This is a genomic window from Pyxidicoccus sp. M15 (genome assembly GCF_056858435.1).
Genome location: NZ_CM166495.1, coordinates 4,989,025 through 5,009,440, shown reverse-complemented (window position 1 = coordinate 5,009,440; position 20,416 = coordinate 4,989,025). Strand labels below are relative to the sequence as shown.

The window sequence follows — 20,416 nt, the reverse complement described above, 5'->3', positions numbered from 1 at the left end:
ACCCAGCTACAAGAGGAGCGGCAAGGCTAGGGCGCGCGGGGACACGCTGTCAAAACACGGCCTTCACTCTCCGTGCGACTCCAGGCTTGACCCTCGGGGAGCTTCACTGTCACCATCCGGTTTCGCCCTTCTTTCCCTTTCCGCCGTGAGGACTCGAATGGACGCGCCCGCTGCGCAGGTCCTCCTGGTATCCATGCCCTTCAGCCAGGCGACCTTGCCGTCCCTGGGACTGAGCCTGCTGAGGGCGGAGCTGAAGGCGCGTGGCATCGAAGCGGCCCTCCAGTACTTCTTCGTCGAGTTCGCCCAGCGTGTGGGGCTGTCCCGCTACGAAGAGGTCATCGACCAGGACCAGTCCCGCCTGCTGGGCGAGTGGGTCTTCGCGCCGAGCCTCCATGGGAGCGTCTCCGCGGAGCAGGTGGAGCAGTACTGGCGTGGGGCATTCCCCCGCGCCAGCGCGGCGAAGCTGAAGCGGCTCCAGGCGGCCATCGCCTCGCTCCAGGAGGACGCGACGCGGTTCATCGAGGAGGTGGCCAGCGCCACCGACTGGCGGGCCTACCGGCTGGTGGGCTTCAGCACCACGTTCCACCAGACGGTGGCCTCGCTGGCGCTGGCCCGCCGCATCAAGGAGCGTTCGCCCGGCACGCAGATTGTCTTTGGCGGCGCCAACTGCGAGAGCGAGATGGGGATGGCGCTGCTGCGCAACTACCCCTTCATCGACTACGTCTTCTCCGGCGAGGCGGACGACACCTTCCCGCCCTTCGTACAGGAGCTGCTGGAGGGCCGCCGCCCCGCTGACAGGGGCGGGCTGCTGCGCCGGGATTCGGCCACCGGCGCTCCCGTGAAGCCCGCGGCGTGGGTGTCGCCCGTGGCGAACCTCGACACGCTTCCCGAGGTGGAGTTCGATGACTTCTTCGCCCAGGCGGCGCCGCTCATGGAGGCCAGCCCGGAGCGCTTCCAGGTGGCCCTGCCGTTCGAGACCGCGCGCGGGTGCTGGTGGGGCCAGAAGCACCACTGCACCTTCTGCGGGCTCAACGGCTCCACCATGGCCTTCCGCAGCAAGTCCGTGCCGCGCGCCATCTCGGAAGTCTCAACGCTGCTGGACCGCTATGGCGACAAGGTCCACCGGCTGCGCGCCGTCGATAACATCCTGGACATGCGCTACTTCGCGGAGTTCCTGCCCGCGCTGGGCAAGCACCCCAAGCTGCGCCCCGTGTTCTACGAAGTGAAGAGCAACCTCTCGCGCGAGCAGATCCAGGCGCTGGCGGCCGCGAAGGTGATGGACCTGCAGCCGGGCATCGAGAGCCTCAGCACCTCCGTGCTCAACCTGATGCGCAAGGGCGTCACGGCGCTGCGCAACGTGCAGTTCCTCAAGTGGTGCTCGGAGGCCGGTGTCCGGCCCTCGTGGAACATCATCTTCGGCTTCCCCAAGGAGGACCCGGCCGAGTACGCCGCCGTGGCGCGCCTCATCCCGTCCCTGCGCCACCTCCAGCCTCCGACGGGCTACAGCCAGCTGCGGCTGGACCGCTTCAGCCCCTACTTCGGCGACCCCGCGTCCTTCGGCATGGTGAACGTGCGGCCCTACGCCACCTACGGGGCCGTCTTCCAGCTCCCCGAAGACGAGCTCCGGGAGCTCGCCTACTACTTCGAGTTCGACTACGAGGACGGGCGCTCGCTCGAGTACGCCGCGGAGATGGAGGCGCTCTGCCGGCAGTGGACGAAGACCGGGGGCTCCGCCTCGCTGGTGGGCTTCGCCACCGAGGAGCGCCTGCTCATCTGGGACACCCGGCCGGTGGCGAAGGCGCCCTGGGTCTGCCTGCGAGGCGCCCACCGCGCCCTGCTCCTCGCCTGCGACGCCATCAGCTCGCGCGCGGGCCTGCACCGCGAGGTCCAGGCGGCGCTGGGCCCCGAGGTGGACGCGGGCCAGATTGACGCCGCGCTGGCGGACCTCGAGACGTGGGGCCTGCTCATGCGCGAGGGGAACCAGTACCTGAGCCTCGTCGTCATGCCGAGGGACGCCGAGGCTCCCGTCCTTCCCCGGCACCTCGTTACAGAGCTTCCGCAGCCGGCGGACCTTCCCAGCACACCGGCCCGGGTAGTCCATTCACAAGGAGAGGCACGATGAGCAGCGATTCCAACGCACCGTCGAAGCCCGAGGGCAGCCCGCCGTCGGCGAACGACGAGGGCATGAACCGGCGGCAGTTCATCATCCGGCTCTCGGCGTACGGCCTGACGGCCGCGGCGGCGTCCGTGGCCCTGACCCACGGCGTGGCGCGGGCCCAGGAATCGGAGCCCTATGAGCCGCCCATGGGCGGCACCATCGAGGCGACCGCGGAGATCGACGGCGGAGAGGGGGCCTCGTCCTACCACTTCATCGGCAGCCTCGTGTACGAGACGTACGCGAGGGACGACCTGCCCGAGGGTGACTGGGGCATGCGCATCCTGAGGTTCTCCCTCACCGGCAAGCGCCTGAGCGGCCCCGAGCTGGGCCCCATCACCCTGGCCCTGGCGGGCCCCAATGATGGCGTGACGTCGCTGGACGGCTCCTACACCGTCAAGGGGCCGCTCCTCTATACCGACAAGGCCCACGGCGAGCTCAAGGCCGAGGCCATGTGGACCGGCGTCATGGACGAGGAGACGGACGAGCTCAAGTCCCTGAAGCTCGAGGCGGCCGCCTGGGACGCCGAGGGCAACGCGGCGGTGCGCTGCATCGGCGTGGGCATCGGAATCCCCATCGGGAAGATGACCGAGGACGACTCGGACATGTAGTCCGCCGCCCGGGGGCCCCTCAGAACTGGGGGTCCCTCAGGCTGAAGAAGGCGGGCAGGAAGATGGAGTTCACCTCGGCTTCGTCCACCTCGTAGGCGAAGCCAGGGTTGCGCAGCGCCTCGAGCCGCTCGGGCGTGAGGACCTCCAGGGGCACCCCCAGGTCTCGCAGCTGGAAGCTCAGCGGCGCCTCCTCCCGGCGCAGCAGCGCGAACGTCTCGCGGAAGGGGCTGCGGTAGGGGAAGACCTGGCCGAAGCCGGCCGCCTTGAGCGTGCTGATGACGCGGGTGTTGAGCGTCCCCTCGGTGCCGCGACTCCTGGCGTACAGCGGGCAGTCCAGCACCACGAAGCCGCCGGGCTCCAGCCGCTCGCGCAGGCTCTGGTACAGCTCCACGCTGTAGAGCCGGGCGGCGTCGTAGCTGTAGGGATAGGGGAAGTCGACGAAGATGGCGTCGTAGCGCTCGCGCCGCGTGCGCACGTAATAGAAGGCATCGCCCACCTCCACGCGCACCCGGGGGTCCTCGAGCGAGTGCTGGTTGAGGCGGGTGAAGGCCGGATGTGAGCGGGCCAGCTGGAGCATCATCGGGTCCAACTCCACCAGCGTCACCTGCTCCAGCGGAGACCCGTAGCGCAGCAGCTGGCGCAGCAGCAGCCCGTCCCCCGCCCCCAGCACGAGCACCCGCCGGGGGATGTGGCCCGTCATCTGGATGGGCGCGTGCACCATGAACTCGTGGTAGTCGCGCTCGGTGCTGGCGCTGAACTGGAAGTGGCCTTCCAGGTAGACAGTCACTTCGCGCGCCTCGACGGGGCGGCCGTCGCCCTTCGTCCCGCCATAGACGATGTCGATGGTCTGGTAGGGCGTCAGGTGGCGCTCCACGTCGTGGCGCTGCTTGAGGATGCGCTGGAAGTAGGGAGGCCCCAGGCTCACCGGCTGGTTGAAGTAGAAGTTCTTGAGCTGCACCTGCTGCAGGCCGTCGCCGTACACCACCACCGCGGCCAGGGAGGCGACGGAGACCACGAGCAGCAGCGGGTAGGACAGCCGCTCGCGGGGGGAGAGCCGGGCCAGTAGGAAGAAGGCGAGCAGCAGGTTGAGCGAGGCCACGAGCGCGCCGGTGGTGACCAGGTCCAGCCGCGGCACGAGCAGGGTGATGAAGGCGAGCGTCCCGGCCAGCGAGCCGCCATAGGTGGCCGCGAGCACCCGCGCGGCCCCCCGCCCCGGGCGCACCTGCTCCAGCAGGGCGATGAGCAGCGGCACCTCGTAGCCGGAGAGCAGGCCGATGGCGAGCGTCACCAGCTGGCTGGCCAGACAGAAGATGAGCAGCGAGGCCGTCGACCCTGGCGCGTGGGTGAGGTTGGTGACGAAGTCGAAGAGGGTGATGCGGTAGACGACGTGCAGCACCAGGACGAGGGGCACGGCGAGCACGCCCAGCAGCGCCAGCCACAGCTCCACCCGGCACAGCCGCTCCAGCTCCCTTCCCCGGGGAACGCGCGAGGCCCGGTGCGTGCCCACGCCGAGCGCGGCGAGGTACAGGCCGATGGTCAGTCCCTGCCACATCACCATCTGTCCGGAGAGAAAGCCGACGATGCGGGCGATGAGGAACTCGTAGCTGAGGCTGCAAATCGAGGCCACCGCGGCCACCACGAGGATGGCGCGAGGGGACAGCCTCGCGGAGGGGGACGCCGCCGGGGAGAGCGCCTCAGCCATGGGCCACGTAGAGCGAGCGCAGCACCTGCTCGTAGTGGGCGCTGGCGAGGGGGAGGAGGCTCAGGAGCAGGACCGACAGCCCGACCGCGACGACCCAGCGCGAGCGCGGCACGTCCTGCTCCCGGCGGAGCAGGAGCAGGGCCACTGAGACTCCGGCGGAGAGGGTGGAGGCGAGCAGCGCGATGGGGACGATGCCCAGGGTGGGGAGCAGGACGACCGGGAAGAGCAGCGCTGCGGCCAGCGTCCCCACGTAGTCCAGGACGAGGACCCGGGTGCCGTAGCCGGGCCGCTGGGCCTCGGCGAGCGACATCAGCAGGGGGAGCTCCAGCCCCGTGAGCAGGCCCACGAGCACGATGGAGGCGTGGCTGAGCACCAGGACCAGGGTCTGCGCGCCGGGGAGCGCGTGCTCGGCGGCGAGCCGCCCTCCTCCGTCCAGGAGCACGAGGTAGAGGGGGCAGAGCGCGCCGGCCAGGGCGATGAGCAGCTCGGCATCCACGAGCGTCTGGAGGTAGGTGGCGGGCTTGATCCAGTCCGCTCGGGCGGCGCCAAGGCCCATGGAGGCCAGGTAGAGGCCAATGGTGAGCGTGTAGCGGGACGCGGTGTCGCCCAGCGTGGCCGCCAGCGTCTGCGCGAGCAGCAACTCATAAAGCATGCTGCAGAAGGCGACGACGAAGGAGATCGCCACCAGGCTCGTTGCACGCGCCGCTGCCATCGTGGGGTCCACCTTAGACGAACTGCCAGGGTGGCAGCCACCGGCCCGGGACATGCAACCTCCCCCGGGCGGCACGCGCTGGTCCGACGACGGCACCTGATGGGGCCCCCACTGACGTCCAGTTGCGCATGTCACGTCTCCAGCGCGCGGCCTCTGGCCAGGCCAGCAAGCGAACACCAGGCTCTTTGCTGAAGACCGGTCGCCCTTCCCCGCCACCTTGCCCATGTTCCCCAGGGGTTTGTCTGGAGGGCAGGACAATGATGGGAAGGCTGCAAGATCGAGCCTGGAGCTGTTTTCTGGCGGCGACCACCTGTGTCCTCACGGCAGGGCAGGCCTGGGCCTTCGATGAGGCCGCGGCGGACCGGGCCCTCCAGTTCGCCCGGGAGCAGCTGGCCCGAACGTCCACGAGCTCGGACATCCCACTGGACCAGTACCCCAAGAACACCCTCGACAACCGCACGTGGAAGCTCGTCCCCGCGGACCACCGCGTCGACTGGATTCAGGGCTTCTATCCAGGCCTGCTCTGGTACATGTACGAGTCGGCGGAAGACCCGGTCTGGCGGGAGCGGGCGGATGCGAGGACGCGCCCCATCGAGGTCCAGAAGACCAATACCCAGACACATGACCTGGGCTTCAAACTCTTCCCCAGCTTTGGCAATGCCTACCGCCTGACGGGGGACGCCTACTATCGCGACGTGCTGCTGGCGGCGGCCGGCTCGCTGGCGCAGCGCTTCCATGCCCCCTCGGGGGTCATCAACTGCTGTGACTGGAACCGGAAGTGGAAGGTTCCGCTCGTCACCGACACGATGATGAACCTGGAGCTGCTCTTCTGGGCGGCCGAGAACGGTGGCGACCCGGCCTGGAAGGACATGGCGCTGAGCCATGCGCTGGTCACCCTGCGCGACATGGTCCGCCCGGACGGCGGTACCTTTCACGTCGTGGACTACGACGTCGCGGGCAACATCCGCTCGCGGGAGACCTTCCAGGGGCACTCCGACCCTTCGACGTGGTCCCGGGGACACGCCTGGGCCATCTACGGCTTCACCATGGCCTACCGGTACACGAAGGACCCGCGCATGCTGGAGGCGGCCCGCAAGGTGACGGATTACTACCTGGAGCGGCTGCCTCCGGACTCCATTCCGTACTGGGACATGGACGCGCCCGCGGACCAGCAGGTGAAGGACTCGTCGGCGGCGGCCGCCGTGGCTTCGGCGCTCCTGGAGCTGCACACCTACGTCCCGGACGCAGCCGAGAAGGAGCGGTACCACTCGGCGGCCCTGGCGATGCTCGACAGCCTCAGCTCATCGGCCTACCTGGCCGTCGGCACCCAGAGTCCGGGCATCCTCCTGCATGGTGTGGCGTTCTACCGGACGCCCATCAAGCCCAAGGGCGAGGCCATCGACGAGAGCCTCATCTACGGCGACTACTACTTCGTCGAGGCGTTGCTGCGCTTCAAGCAGTCCCTCGCGGTGCCCTCGCCGGTGCCTCCGGAGGCCCCGATGCATCCTCCCGAGCCGGAGGCGCGCGGAGATGATGGGCAGGAGGGGGGCTGCGCCTCGGCGGCGCCCGGCGCGATGATGGGCGCGCTCGGGTTGCTGCTCTGGCTGCGGGCCACACGCCGCAAGGGCATGATGGCGCGCTGAGGCCGACCGGACGACAGGCCAGGCCAATCCTCCAGGAGCCGCGCCCTCAACAAGGCACGAGGCAGGCGAGCTGGTGCGCATCGAGCCGCGTGCCCCACCGCTCGACGAAGGCTCTCTGCAACGTGCGCCCGGAAGCGAAGCAGAAATAGGCCTCGCGGCTGAGATAGGAAAACGTCATCGAGTAGCGGTCCACCGTGGTCGGCGGGGAGGCCCGGTGCAGGCAGCGCGCGGTGTCGCAGAACACCGCCGTGAGCTGGGGGCCGACGAACGTCCGCCGCTCCGCCGTCGGCACCACCTTCTCCAGCGCCTCGGGCGTGCAGGTGCTTCCCCAGGCGTAGCGCAGGCGCTTCTTCGCCTCGCCGCTCTGGCGGGCGTCGATGGCCTCGAAGGGCCCCGACCCGGCATCCACGTCACTCAGGTAGACGATGATCTTCAACATCCGCTCGTCTTCCGGGTCCGCGTGCCACAGCCGTGTCCCCTCGCTCCGCCCGTTGGCGAGCTCGCGCTTGATGTTGACGCCGAGATAGTCCACCGGCAGCCCCAGGTAGCGCTCCGCGAGGTCCAGGAGCGGCCGCGACAGGCCGAAGAGGAACGGCTCGGCATGGGCCAGGAGCGCCTCGTCGGAGGTCAGCTCGAACGTCCGCCTCGAGACAGAAGGGAGCTGGCGCAGCTTCTCCACGTGCACCTGCGCGACGCGCAGCGTCTCGTCGGTGGGGAGGCCCAGCGCGTCCAGCGGGAGCCGTGCGAGCCCCGTTTCACACAGTTGCTGGTAGACGGCCCGGAGCGGCCCGTCCAGCCACGGCAGCTTCTCCACGTGGTTGGCCCGTGCCAGGCGGTGCCCCCGCTGGAGGAACTCCTCGACGTAGGAGACCCGACGAAGCCTGCGCTCCACGGCCTGCCGCACGCGGGTCCGCAGATCGTCATGAAATTCATAGGGCATGGCGCCAGCACATTCGGCAGGGAGGGGGCAGTGGGCAACTGTGAGCAGTTCCTCCTTCCATGCTCGTGAACAGTTCAGGCCCTCATCCTAGGAGCCCGAGCGGCGCCCTTCTTCCAGTCCTCCGTGTCGCTCCCGCCTCGGGCTCTGGCGGTGAGGGGGCACGCTGGCGGAAGGCCGGCACCGCGCGAAGACCTCCGCGATTCCGTCCCCGCACCACTTGTTTGACTTCACCATCAGGACCCATGGCTTTCATGTATATGGTTCTCATGTATATTCAATATTGTCTGTGTATGTGAATATGCCCATCCGAACGCTTGGAACCACGGCGGGGGCCAGCTTGATGATCACGAAAATGCTCGCGAATGACGCCGATCCCCTTCGGGGAGTTGCCCTTGCCGCATCATTCGCGCAGGAGCGCTTGTGGTTCCTTGACCGGCTGAGGGCGGGCACGGCTGTCTATAATATGCCCGTCTGGATTCACCTGCCGGCCCGGATCAGTCCAAGAGTGCTCGAGCGTTGCCTGGGTGAGCTCGTCCGAAGGCACGAGTCGTTGCGGACGACGTTCCAGTCAGAGGCCGGCCGTCCCGTCCAGGTCGTGAATCCTGCCCGCCCGCCCCCGCTGGCGACAGTCGACCTCCGGCGGTTCCGGCAACACGAGCGCCGCGCGCGCCTCGACAGCCTCGCGACCTCGGAGAGCCGGCGCCCGTTCGACCTCGCCCGGGGTCCACTCCTTCGCGCAACGCTCTATCGCCTTGCCTCGGACGACCACTTCCTGCTGCTGGTGCTCCACCACATCGTCGCGGACGCGTGGTCCATCGAAGTGCTGATGCGCGAGCTCGGGCAACTGTACACGGCGTTCGCCTCCGGCGAGCCGTCACCGCTCGAGCCGCTGGCAATCCAATACGCGGACTGGGCCAGCTGGCAGCGTGAGCGCCTGGGCGCCGACGTGCTGGACGCCGAGCTCGCATTCTGGAGAGCCCGGCTCGCGGGGGCGCCGACCGTGCTCGACCTGCCCTCCTCCCGCGCACGCTCTGGAGCGCCGAGCTATGTCGGAGGACAGGAAGCCTTCGTCGTGGACCCCGGGCTCACCGAGCCCTTGCGTGCCCTGAGCCGGCGCCACGGGTGCTCGCTGTACATGACCCTCCTCGCCGCGTTCGCGGCGGTGCTGGGCCGTCATGCCGCACAGTCCGAGCTGCTCGTCGGCAGCCCGATGACCAACCGGAATCGACCGGAACTCGAGTCCGTGATTGGCCTGTTCGTGAACACCGTCGCCCTGCGCGTCGACGTCCGGGGTTCGGCGACGGTGAGCGAGCTGCTCGAGGGCGTCCGGGCGATGGTGCTCGATGTGCAGGCACACGCGGAGGTGCCCCTGGAGAGGGTCATCGAAGCGGTGCAGCCCGAGCGCAGCGCGGGCCGGCATCCCCTCTTCCAGGTATTCTTCTCCCTCCAGGGAAGCGCATCGTCCGCGCCGGCTTCGGGTACGGCAGCGCGAGGACGCACCGCGCCGTCCGCCCCTCCGACGACCGGGACGTCGAAGTTCGACCTCAGCCTCCTGATGTCGGACACCTCCCATGTCCTGGCAGGCACCTGGGAGTACGCCGCAGACGTGTTCGACGCCGCCGACATCCGCCGGCTGAACACGCATTTCAACAGGGTCCTGGCCGCCTTCGTCGAATCGCCCCACGCACGCGTGAGCGAGCTTCCCATGATGGATGCGGCGGAGGAGCGGGAAATCCTCTCATGGGAAGGCAGGGCACGAAGCGGGGAAGGCATCCCGTCCCAGGCTGAGCCCCACGGCTGCATTCACAACCGTGTCGTGGCGCGGTCGCGGCTCACGCCCGATGCTGTCGCGGTCGAGGCCGGGGGCGAGGCTGTCACCTTCGCGCAGCTCGTCGCGCGCGCCGCGGAGCTCGCGAAGCGGCTGCGTGCCCGTGGAGTCCGGCCCGAGGAGCGCGTGGGGGTCCTCATGCGGCGCAGCGCGAACCTCGTCGTCGCGCTGCTGGGAGTCCTCCGGGCGGGAGCCGCGTACGTTCCACTCGACCCGACGCATCCGCGAGAGCGGCTCGGTGCCATCGCCTCGGACGCGGGGCTGAAGTGGGTGGTCTCGGAGGAGGCACTCTCCGCGCAGCTCCCGCCGGGTGTGCAGCCACTCTTCATGGACCTGGCCGACGACGTCCGGCCGAGCACTTCGCCGCTGGACGCCTCGGTGCCGGGCAATCTCGCCTACGTCATCTACACCTCGGGAACGACCGGCCGCCCGAAGGGCGTGGCGGTGACGCACGCGTGTGTCACCGCCATGCTGGACTGGGCGGCGGCCACCTTCGATTCCCGGCAGTACGCCCGGGTGCTGGCCTCGACGTCCATCTGCTTCGACATCTCCGTGTTCGAGCTGTTCCTGCCCCTGACCCAGGGGGGCACCGTCGTCCTCGTCGACAACGTGCTCGCGCTCGCGTCACCGGATGCACCGGAGGTCACGCTCATCAACACCGTGCCCACCGCCATGCGGGAGCTGCTGCGGCTGTGGCGGCCGGGCCCCTCGCTTCGGGCGGTGAACCTCGCGGGCGAGGCGCTGGCGAGAGACCTCGTTCAGCGCCTGTACGAGCGGGCGCCGGGTGTCGCGGTGAACAACCTCTATGGCCCGACCGAGACGACGGTCTACTCCACGGGCACCCGGGTACCACCGTCGGAGCCGGCCATTCCAGCGATTGGCGGGCCCATCGCGGGAACCGTCGTGCATGTGCTCGACGGCCGCCTGGCGCGCGTCCCCATCGGTGTTCCGGGTGAGCTCTACATCGGCGGCGCGGGGTTGGCCCGGGGGTATCTCGGCAGTCCCGCGCTCACCGCCGAGAGGTATGTGCCCGACCCCTTCGCGAGCACGCCGGGCGAGCGCATGTACCGCACCGGCGACCTCGTGGCCTGGCGTGCGGACGGAACACTCGAGTACCGGGGACGCATCGACCATCAGGTGAAGCTGCGGGGACACCGCATCGAGCTGGGCGAAATCGAGTCGGCGCTCCGGGCGCATCCGCTCGTGCGCGACGCGGTTGCCGTGGTGCGCGGCGCCCCGAAGGGTGACGCCCGAATCATTGCGTATGTGATTACGGACGCACCCGTACACGAAGAGCTCGACGCACTCGCGCGGCGCACGCTGCCGCCGTACATGGTCCCTTCGAAAATCGTCTCGCTCGACGAACTGCCGAGGACCGTCACCGGCAAGGTGGACCGTGCGGCCCTGCCCCTCCCGGTGCAGGAAGCGTCCGCGGCGGCATCGCGCGAGCCGGCAACGGAGACAGAGGCCGCGCTGTGCCGGTTGTTCGCGGCCCCCCTCGGCCTTCCGAGCTTCGACCCCGACGGCGACTTCTTCGCGCTCGGTGGACATTCGCTCCTGGCGACGGGCGTCGTCGCCTCCGTCAACGAGCTCCTGGGGGCCGACCTGCCCCTCAGCGCCATCTTCCAGAACCCGACCCCCGCGCGCCTCGCCATGCTCGTGAGCGCGTCGAGGGGCACGGCCACGCCCCGGACGCGGGAGTTCAGGCGGCGGCTCCCCGGGGAGACGCTCCCCCTCTCGTTCGCGCAGGAGGGGTTGTGGTTCTACGACCGGCTCCGGCCGAAATCCGCGCTCTACAACCTCCCGCTGGTCTTGCCCCTGCACGGGCCGCTCGACCCCGAAGCCCTGCAGCGAAGCGTCGACCACCTCGTGGCGCGCCACGAGGCGCTACGCACGTGCTTCGCCGTGGAGGACGGCAAGCCCGTGCAGCGGGTGGTCGAGTCCGTCCGCGTCCGTGTCGTGGTGCATGACCTCTCGGAGCTCCCCGTCGCCGAGCGCCAGAGTCGGGCCACGCGCCTCATGGAGCGGGAGACCCGCAGGCCGTTCGACCTGCGCCGGGCCCCCCTCCTGCGCGCCGCCCTCGTGCGCCTCTCGGACGAGCAGCAGTTCGTCGTCCTCGTGATGCACCACATCATCACGGACGGCTGGTCCACGGACATCCTGCTGCGCGACCTCGCGGCCTGCTACGAGGCCTTCCTCGTGGGCGGGGAGCCCACGCTGTCCGACCTTCCGTTTCAGTACGGCGACTATGTGCTCTGGCAGCGGAGCATCATGAGCCCCGCCGCCCTGTCGGAGCGGATCTCGGGCTTCCGCGAGCGCCTCGCCGGGGCCCCCGCGCACCTCTCGCTGCCGACGGACCGTCCACGCCCCGCGCACCCCTCGTTCCGCGGCGGCCTGCTCTCCTTTGAAGTCAGCCCGGACGCGAGCGCCGCGATGGCGAACCTCGCCGGAGCGCACGGCGCCACGGCCCACATGGCCTACCTGGCGCTCTTCGCGGCGCTCCTGCATCAGTACTCGGGCCAGGACGACGTCGTCATCGGCATCCCCATGGCGAACCGCAGCCGGCCCGAGTGGCGGGACGTGGTCGGGCTGTTCACGAACACCGTCCCCGTGCGGATTGCATGCGGGGGGAAGCCGGCGTTCGCGGCGCTCCTCGAGCGGGTCCGCGACGCGGCCGTGGAGGCCTATGCACAGGAGGACGTTCCGTTCGACCGGCTCGTCCAGGAGCTGAGCCCGGCTCGCGAGCCGGGCCACCACCCGATCTTCCAGGTCCTGTTCGGCTTCCAGGAGCTGGCGTCGGGCAACGCCCCCGCTTCCGGCGACGTCATCGGAGCGACGGGCACCGCGAAGTTCGACCTCTCGCTGAACCTCAGCCGGGCCGGCAACCGTCTGTTCGGCGTGCTGGAGTACGCGACCGACCTGTTCGACCAACCCTCGGTGGAGCGGGTGGCGCGCCACTACGCGCGCATGGTCCAGGCGCTCGCCGCCGAGCCCGGGCGCCCCATCGACACCGTCGCGCCGCTCACCCCCGAGAGCCGTGCGTGGTGCGAGGCCCACCAGGCCGGCGCATCCGCGGAACCCGCTGGCACGGCCGCGCCGGACACCACGGAGGACGCATGCCCCGCCCCACACCCGGAGCGGCCCACGGCGGCCCGCACCGAGCTGGAGCGACAGATTGCCGAGATGTGGGCCGAGGCGCTTGGCCACTCCCGGTTCGGCGTGGACCAGAGCTTCTTCGAGGTGGGAGGCCATTCGCTCGCCGCGGTCCTGGTCATCGCGCAGATTTCGGAGCGATGGGGGGTCGAGCTCCCCCTGGAGAGCATCTTCACCACCCCCACCATCGAGGCGCTCGCGAGCGCCGTGGAGTCGGCGCCCCTGGCCACGGCGCGAACCGGCGGTGACGCGGACGACTCGCTCGCGCTTCGCGCCGTCGAACGTGCCGGCCCCCTACCGCTCTCCTTTGCCCAGGAGCGCCTCTGGTTCCTGGAGCAGCTCGCACCCGGCTTGCCCGTCTACAACATCTTCATCCCCATTCCCTGGCGGGGCCCGGTGGATGTCGGCGCGCTGGAGCGAAGCCTCGAGCGACTGGCGGACCGACACGAGTGCCTGAGGGCCCGGTTCGTCGGGGGTGAGCTCGGCCCGGAGCAGGTGTTCGAGCCGGTCCTGGCCTTGGACCTGTCGGTCACGGACCTGTCGGGTGCCTCACCCGACGTCCGAAGGACGGATGCGGAGCGGGTCGTCGCGCGAGAGGCGCTCCTGCCCTTCGACCTCGAGAAGGGACCGGTGCTCCGCGCGCATCTGCTGCGAATGGGCACGACGGAGTACGTGCTGCTGCTGACGATGCACCACCTCGTCGCGGATGCGCAGTCCGTGGACATCCTCCAGCGCGACCTGGCGGCGCTCTACGCGTCCGAACAGACCGGCATGCCGGAGGCCCTGCCAGAGCTGCCGGTCCAGTTCGCCGACTTCGCGGTCTGGCAGCGCGCCCGCTTGCGAGGTGAGCGCCTCGCCGAGGAGCTCGCGCACTGGAAGAAGACCCTCGCTGGCGCGCCCTCGCTGCTCGCCCTGCCCACGGACAGGCCCCGGCCGAGCGAGCAGCGCCATGTGGGGAGGCAACTGCCCCTGTCGCTCGGAGCCGAGACCTCCACGGCGCTCCGCCGCCTTGCCGCCGAGGAGCAGGCGACGCCGTTCATGGTCCTCCTCGGTGTCTTCGGCGCGGTGCTGAGCCGGTGGGGCGGTACCCCGGACGTCGTCGTCGGGATGCCAGTCATTGGCCGGCCGCGACGGGAGCTCCAGGAGCTGATCGGGTTCTTCTCCAACACCCTGCCCTTGCGCATGGACTTCGCGGGGCGCCCGACCTTCCGCACCGTGTTGCGGCGCGTCCGCGAGGTCGTCGTCGAGGCGCTCGCCCACCAGGAGCTGCCGTTCGAGATGATGGTCCAGGCGCTGCAACCGGAAAGGACGCTCGCGCACAACCCCATCTTCCAGGTGATGTTTGCCTTTCAGCGGCCGGGAGCACAGGGCGCACCTGTCCCGGCACCCGAGGCTCCGGCCAGCCCTGGTGGAAGGCCTGCTCCGGAGGGCATCGGCGCGCAATCCGGGACCGCCAAGTTCGACCTCACGCTGTTCCTCGTCGACGAGACGGAGCGCCGTGGCCCGGACGACACGGAGTTCCACGGCGCGCTCGAGTACCGGACGGACCTCTTCGAGGCCGCGACCATCGAACGGCTCGCGTCCCACCTCCGCGCCGCCGCGGAGGCCGCCGCGGCCTCGCCGGATGCGGCGCTCTCCGAGCTGTTCCGGCCGAGCCACTCGGACTGCGCGGCGCTCGAGCAATGGAACGCGACGGCCACCGACTTCGAAGAGCGCCAGGAGCTCGCCCATGCGCTCTGCGCCGCACAGGCAGCGCGCACGCCCTCCGCGCCGGCGGTCTCGTCCCTCACGGAGCGCTGGAGCTACGCGGAGCTGATGCTGCGCGCGTCCCGCCTGGCCAGGCGCCTGCGGGACCTGGGCGTGGGACCCGACAGCCGGGTCGCAATCGCCGCCGAGCCGTCACCGGACAGCATCATCGCGACGCTTGCCATCTGGATGGCGGGCGGCGCGTGCGTGCCGCTCGACCCGTCCTACCCCGCCGAGCGGCTGGGCTTCATGGCGGAGAACTCCGGGGCGCGATGGCTGGTCGGCAGGCCGGGCGGCGCGTGCATCGCCCCCGGTCTCGCGTGGGTGGACATCGAGCAGCTCCCCTCGGACGATGGGTGCGACCCGGTGTCCCCCGCGCCCTGGCCCCCTGCGTCCGCCGACCAGCTCGCGTACATCGTCTACACCTCGGGTTCCACGGGAAGGCCGAAGGGCGTCGCGATGCCCCATCGGGCGCTCGTGAACCTCGTGCTCTGGCAGCGTGGCCGCGGCGAACGCGGTGCTCCCCGGCGCACCCTCCAGTTCGCGACGCCCAGCTTCGACGTGTTCTTCCAGGAAGTGCTGCTCTGCCTGTCGACCGGAGGAGAGCTCGTGGTCGCCGGCCCCGACGCGCGGCGCGACCCGGACCTGCTCATCGAGCTCTGCCGGGAGCGCGGCATCGAGCGCGTGTTCCTGCCGTTCGTGGCCCTGCGCGCGCTCGCCGAGGCGGGAGCGTCCCGCGCGCCCCTGCCCGGGCTGCGCGAGGTGATTACCGCTGGCGAGCAACTGCAGGCGACTCCGGCGCTCCGCCGGTGGTTCGCGAGCCATCCCGACTGCCGCCTGTACAACCAGTATGGCCCGTCGGAGACGCACGTCGTCACCGACGAGCCCCTCCAGGAGAGCCCGGAGGCCTGGAGCGCGCTGCCCCCCATCGGCCGGCCCATCGCCAATGCGAGGCTCTACGTCCTGGATGGGGACCACCAGCCGCTCCCCGTGGGCGTTCCCGGTGACCTGTACCTCGGGGGCATCTGTGTCGCGCGCGGGTATGTCGACCAGCCGGCCCTCACCGCCGAGCGCTTCCTCCCGGACCCGTACGCCGGGGTGCGGGGGGCGCGCATGTACCGCACGGGGGACTGCGCCCGGTGGCTGCCGGATGGGCGGGTCGAGTTCCTCGGGCGGAGCGACGACCAGGTCAAGATTCGCGGCTATCGCATCGAAGTGGCCGAGGTGGAAACCGTGCTCGCGAAGCTGCCTGGCGTCCGGCAGGCGGTGGTCGCGGCCCTCCCCGGTGCCGGAGGTGACCTGCGGCTCGTCGGCTACGTCCTTTCGAGCGACCCGGGCGCCGACCCCGCGAAGCTGCGTGAGGCGCTGCGCCGGCTGCTTCCGGAGCCGTTCGTACCGGCGGTGCTCGTCCTCGTCGATGAGCTGCCCCGCACCCCGAGCGGGAAGGTCGACCGCCGCGCGCTGCCACCTCCCCCGACCGAGTCCGGGGGGATGCATGAGCCGAGCACCGACCTCGAGCGCGTGCTCGCCAGCACCTGGTGCGACGTCCTCGGGCTCCAGCGGGTCGGTCTCGACGAGAACTTCTTCGCCCTCGGAGGGCATTCGCTGACGGCGGCGCGAGTCACCGTGCGCCTGCGCGAGCGCCTCGCGATGGACATTCCGGTGCGTTGGCTCTTCGAGCATCCGACCATTGCCCGCCTGGCCTCCACGCTCGTGGCGGCCAGGGGCTCGCGGCGCGCTGGTGACGAGGCCACCGCCGTGGAGCTCCAGCCGCTGCCGCGCGACGGTGCAGGATTCCCGGCGTCCTTCGCGCAGGAGCGGCTCTGGTTCCTGGACCGGATGGCCCCGGGGAATCCCGCCTACACCCTGGCCGCCGTATACGCGCTCCCCGCGTCGCTGAGCGTCGAGAACCTCCGCCACGGCCTCGACGCGCTCGTGCGCCGCCATGAGGCGCTCCGGACGGTCTTCCAGGAGGTCGACGGCCATCCGGTCCAGGTCATCACACCCGCGGCGCGCGCGTGCCTCGAGGTCATCGAACTGTCCTTCCTGCCCGCCGACGAGCTCGAAGCGGAGGCCAGGCACCTCATCGAGGAAGACTCGCGCCGCTGTTTCGACCTGGCCGCCGGTCCGCTCTTCCGCGCGACGCTGCTCAAGCTGGGACGACAGGGACATCTCCTGCTGCTCTCGATGCACCACATCATCGCCGACGGCTGGTCCCTGCGGCTGCTCCACCGCGACCTCGTCGCGCTGTACGAGGCGCGGGAGCGCGCTCAGCCGGCGTCCCTGCCGCCCCTTCGCCTGCAGTACGCCGACTTCGCCAGCTGGCAGCGGGGCGTCGTGAGTGGCAAGGCGCTCGACGACCTGCTGTCCTACTGGCGGACCCACCTCGCGGGCGCTCCACACCGGCTGGAGCTGCCGACGGACAGACCCCGCGCCAGGGAACGGCTGCTGCGTGGCGCGACCCACACCTTCCACCTGGACGCGGAGCGCGTTCGCGGGCTGCGGGAGCTCGGACAGGCCGAGGGCACCACGTTGTTCATGACGGTGCTCGCGCTCTATCTGGAGCTGCTTCGCCGCCATTCCGGGCAGGACGACTTCCTCGTAGGGACGCCGGTGGGCGCCCGGCCACGAGCGGAGCTCGAGGACGTCGTGGGCCTGTTCGTCAACACGCTCGTCCTGCGCGGAGACCTCTCCGGCAACCCCAGCTTCCGTGCCCTGCTCCAGCGCGTTCGCGAAGAGACGGTGGGCGCGTACTCTCACGCGGACCTGCCGTTCGAGCGCCTCGTCGAGGAGCTGCAACCGAGGCGCGACCTCGGCTGGAGCCCGCTGGTCCAGGTCGCGTTCGGACTCCACCATGCCAACGCTCCGGGAGGCGCGGTGGACACCGCCGCCGCACCGCGCGGGCCCGGAGCGGACCTGTCGTCCGGGAATGGGACCGCGAAGTTCGAGCTGAGCCTCGTATTGACCGAGGTCGATGGCGGCCTCTCGGGCGTGTTCGAGTACGCGGAGGACCTCTTCGAGCCGGCGAGCGTGGCACGCATGGCCGCGCACCTCGACCTGCTGGCCCGGCAGGCGGTCCTGACCCCGGACGTGCCCATGTCTCGTTGGGACCTCCTGCCACCGTCCCAGTCCCCGGAGGTGCTCGAGCGCTGGGGACGGGGCCCGCGACTCCCCGCGGACGCCGGTCTCCCGGAGCTCGTGAGTCTTCACGCACGACGGAGCCCGGAGAGGCTCGCAGCCGAGGGGCCCGACGGCGCGCTTGGGTACGGGGAGCTGGATGCTCGCGCCGGTCGCCTTGCCAGCAGGCTGCGCGCGCTGGGCGTCACGGCCGAGGTCCGGGTCGGGGTGTGCCTCGGCAACTCGGTGCAGCTCCCGGTGGCGCTCGTCGCCATCCTGCGGGCAGGCGGTGCGTATGTCCCGCTGGACCCCGCCCTGCCCGTGGCGCGCCTGCGGTACCTCATCAGCGACGCGCGGGTGGAGGTGCTCATCACGGACGAGTCCGGCGCCGCGAAGCTCTGTGGCTGCGGAGTTCCGGTCGTCCGCGCGGACACACTCGATGACGCCCCCCCGGTCGAAGACGGTGCGCCCGCGTCGGTCGACCCCGACCAGCTCGCCTACATCGTCTACACCTCCGGTTCGACCGGGCAGCCGAAGGGCGTCATGGTCACCCACCGGGGACTCCGCTCGCTCATCGCCGCGCAGGCGCACGCGCTCGGGCTCGGTGCGAACGACCGCATCCTCAAGTTCGCGACCCCCAGCTTCGACGCGTCCGTGTTCGAGCTGGCGGGCGCGCTCGCGGCGGGTGCGACGCTGTGCCTGGAGCCGCAGGACCAGCTCCTGCCAGGTCCCGAGCTGGTCTCCGTGCTCCAGCGGCGTGGCGTCACCATGGTCACCCTCCCACCGTCGTCCCTCGGTGTGCTGCCCGTCGAGGACTGCCCCGCGCTCCGGCTGCTGTTCGTTGCCGGCGAAGCCTGTCCGGCGGGGCTGGTCGAGCGCTGGGCGCGGGGGCGGCGGATGGTCAACGGCTACGGTCCGACGGAGACGACGGTGTGGGCCACCTTCGCCGACTGCCGGCCAGACGACCGCGCTCCGGCGATAGGCGGGCCCGTCGCGAACGCGCTCGTGCGCATCCTCGACCGCGACCTGCGCCCCGTCCCGGTCGGAGTCCCTGGCGAGCTCTTCATTGGCGGCCCGGCGGTGGCGCGTGGGTACCTCGGGCGACCCGACCTGACGGCCACCAGCTTCCTGCCGGACCCCTGGGGCGAGCCGGGCTCACGGATGTACCGGACGGGAGATCTCGTCCGGTGGCGCGACGACAAGAGCATCGAGTTCCTGGGGCGTGTCGACGGCCAGCTCAAGCTCCGGGGCGTGCGCATCGAGCCTGGCGAAATCGAGGCCGTCATCTCCGCGCTGCCCGGAGTGGCCTACAGCGTCGTCGTGCTGCGCGAGGACCGGCCCGGCCATCCGAACCTCGTCGCCTACGTCGTGCCTTCGCCACCCGCGGTGCTCGAGGGGACCGCCCTCCGGCGCGCGCTCCAGGAACACCTCCCGCGGAACCTCGTGCCGTCGCGGGTCTTGATTTGCGACACACTGCCTCGCACGCCCAGCGGCAAGCTCGACCGCAATGCCCTGCCACCTCCGCCGGCGGTCAGCGAGGAGACACCTCCGCCCCCGCGCAGCTCCATGGAAGAGGCCATCTGTCGCATCTGCTCGGACATCCTCGAGGTACGGGTCGGCCGCGACGACAACTTCTTCGAGCGGGGCGGCCACTCGCTGCTCCTGACGCGGCTTCTCTCTCGGATTCGGGCCGAGCTGGGAACCGACGTTCCCGTCCGTCGCATGTTCGAGGCGCCCACGATTGGCGCTTTCTGTGAGGGGCTCGAGGCACGCGAGGCTGAAGCCCGGTCGCAGATTCCCGCCATCCCACGCATCCGCAGAGTCTCTTCCAGCCATGAGGTAGCCCCATGACCGTGCCTCCGAAGCAGCAGCCCCCAGCGCAGGCGAAGAAACCCGACGTAATAACCCGAGAGAAGAAAATGATTCCCACTCAAGGTCAGCCCCAAAGCAGTGACAACTCGCCGTTCAAGGTCTTCGAGTCCCTCTTCAACGACTACGTCCGCAAGCTCGGAGACGGCTGGAACGAGTCCACCAAGCGCATCCAGGACGCGCAGAAGCAGTACACCGAGCGAATGAACGCGCCGTCGCAGGACCCGGGCGAGGTATTGAAGGCGCGGGAGTCCTTGCAGCGGAAGTACGTCGAGGACGTGCGCGCGGTCTGGGCCGACTCCCAGAAGCGGTACTCGCAGGCCTACACCGAGTACCTCGATGCATATCGGGAGGCCTGGGGACGGACCCGGGAGTACGTCATCTCACCGCAAGAGATGTCGATTGTCGCCCAGAGCGCGAGCGCGGCGGCGGGCTATGCCGCGGCGACGATTGGCAACTGGTCGCTCATCTCCTGGACGGGCATCCATCCCTGGGCCCTCTCCCAGACAACCAATGGTTGACCCGCTGAAAGAGTCTCCGACTCAACTTCAGTGGGCTCGACATGCGGCCCGGATTCCTGACCTCGGCACTTTCGAATACCGTCCTGTCTCCCCTCACGTCAGGACTTTCACCAGGGGCTACTCCAGGAGCTACACGTGAAGAAGATCGTACTCGCCGCCGTCGCAGGCTTCTCCGTCGCCTTCGTCGCGGGAATGGTGTCCGCCCCAGAGGCCCAGGCCCAGACCTTTCAACCCTGTCGCACGCACAAGGACTGCACCCAATGGTCCGCGACCTACTGCGGCGGTGGCCCGGGCTTCTGCTACGACCAGTTCGGTGACGCGTTTCAGTGCATCTGCCCTTGAGCCCTGACCCGGACTGGCAGGCACTCCGTTGCCGCTGAGCCCCACAGGAACTCCGGCGCCTGGCCTTGCCGTGCCCG

Annotated in this window: 9 protein-coding genes; 6 read left to right on the top strand and 3 right to left on the bottom strand. The window is 70.1% G+C overall.

Annotated elements, in window-relative coordinates; all coding sequences use genetic code 11:
• The first annotated feature begins 157 nt into the window (after nucleotides 1–157).
• Nucleotides 158–2,122 (top strand): RiPP maturation radical SAM C-methyltransferase, encoded by a 1,965-nt coding sequence (locus ACX9TP_RS18965; RefSeq protein ID WP_482981137.1) that lies wholly within the window; start codon nucleotides 158–160, stop codon nucleotides 2,120–2,122.
• The gene (locus tag ACX9TP_RS18960; RefSeq protein ID WP_482981136.1) at nucleotides 2,119–2,766 is read left to right on the top strand and encodes a hypothetical protein; all 648 of its coding nucleotides are present in this window, start codon (nucleotides 2,119–2,121) and stop codon (nucleotides 2,764–2,766) included. The genes ACX9TP_RS18965 and ACX9TP_RS18960 overlap by 4 nt, the downstream gene beginning before the upstream one ends.
• Nucleotides 2,767–2,785: 19 nt before the next feature.
• Here the strand turns inward: ACX9TP_RS18960 and ACX9TP_RS18955 are convergent, their stop codons facing one another.
• Entirely contained in the window at nucleotides 2,786–4,468 is a 1,683-nt protein-coding gene (locus ACX9TP_RS18955) for a spermine/spermidine synthase domain-containing protein (protein ID WP_482981135.1), read from the bottom strand.
• Nucleotides 4,461–5,180, bottom strand: coding sequence for a spermidine synthase family protein (locus ACX9TP_RS18950; protein WP_482981134.1), 720 nt, complete (start codon nucleotides 5,178–5,180; stop codon nucleotides 4,461–4,463). Before ACX9TP_RS18950 ends, ACX9TP_RS18955 begins: the two co-directional genes overlap by 8 nt.
• Before the next feature lie 257 nt (nucleotides 5,181–5,437).
• Here ACX9TP_RS18950 and ACX9TP_RS18945 point away from each other — a divergent pair, with 257 nt between their 5' ends.
• Nucleotides 5,438–6,823, top strand: a complete 1,386-nt coding sequence (locus ACX9TP_RS18945; protein WP_482981133.1) for a glycoside hydrolase family 88 protein — start codon at nucleotides 5,438–5,440, stop codon at nucleotides 6,821–6,823.
• A gap of 46 nt (nucleotides 6,824–6,869) precedes the next feature.
• Here the strand turns inward: ACX9TP_RS18945 and ACX9TP_RS18940 are convergent, their stop codons facing one another.
• The gene (locus ACX9TP_RS18940; protein WP_482981132.1) at nucleotides 6,870–7,763 is read right to left on the bottom strand and encodes a phytanoyl-CoA dioxygenase family protein; all 894 of its coding nucleotides are present in this window, start codon (nucleotides 7,761–7,763) and stop codon (nucleotides 6,870–6,872) included.
• 298 nt (nucleotides 7,764–8,061) lie between these two features.
• Here ACX9TP_RS18940 and ACX9TP_RS18935 point away from each other — a divergent pair, with 298 nt between their 5' ends.
• The 3 genes from ACX9TP_RS18935 (at nucleotide 8,062) to ACX9TP_RS18925 (ending at nucleotide 20,339) form a co-directional block, all read left to right on the top strand.
• Nucleotides 8,062–19,458: an amino acid adenylation domain-containing protein gene (locus ACX9TP_RS18935; protein WP_482981131.1), complete on the top strand. Its 11,397-nt coding sequence runs from the start codon at nucleotides 8,062–8,064 to the stop codon at nucleotides 19,456–19,458.
• A gap of 68 nt (nucleotides 19,459–19,526) precedes the next feature.
• Complete coding sequence (locus ACX9TP_RS18930) at nucleotides 19,527–19,997, top strand: hypothetical protein (RefSeq protein WP_482981130.1); 471 nt, start codon at nucleotides 19,527–19,529, stop codon at nucleotides 19,995–19,997.
• Between the two features lie 135 nt (nucleotides 19,998–20,132).
• Nucleotides 20,133–20,339 (top strand): hypothetical protein, encoded by a 207-nt coding sequence (locus tag ACX9TP_RS18925; RefSeq protein WP_482981129.1) that lies wholly within the window; start codon nucleotides 20,133–20,135, stop codon nucleotides 20,337–20,339.
• Nucleotides 20,340–20,416 lie beyond the last annotated feature (77 nt).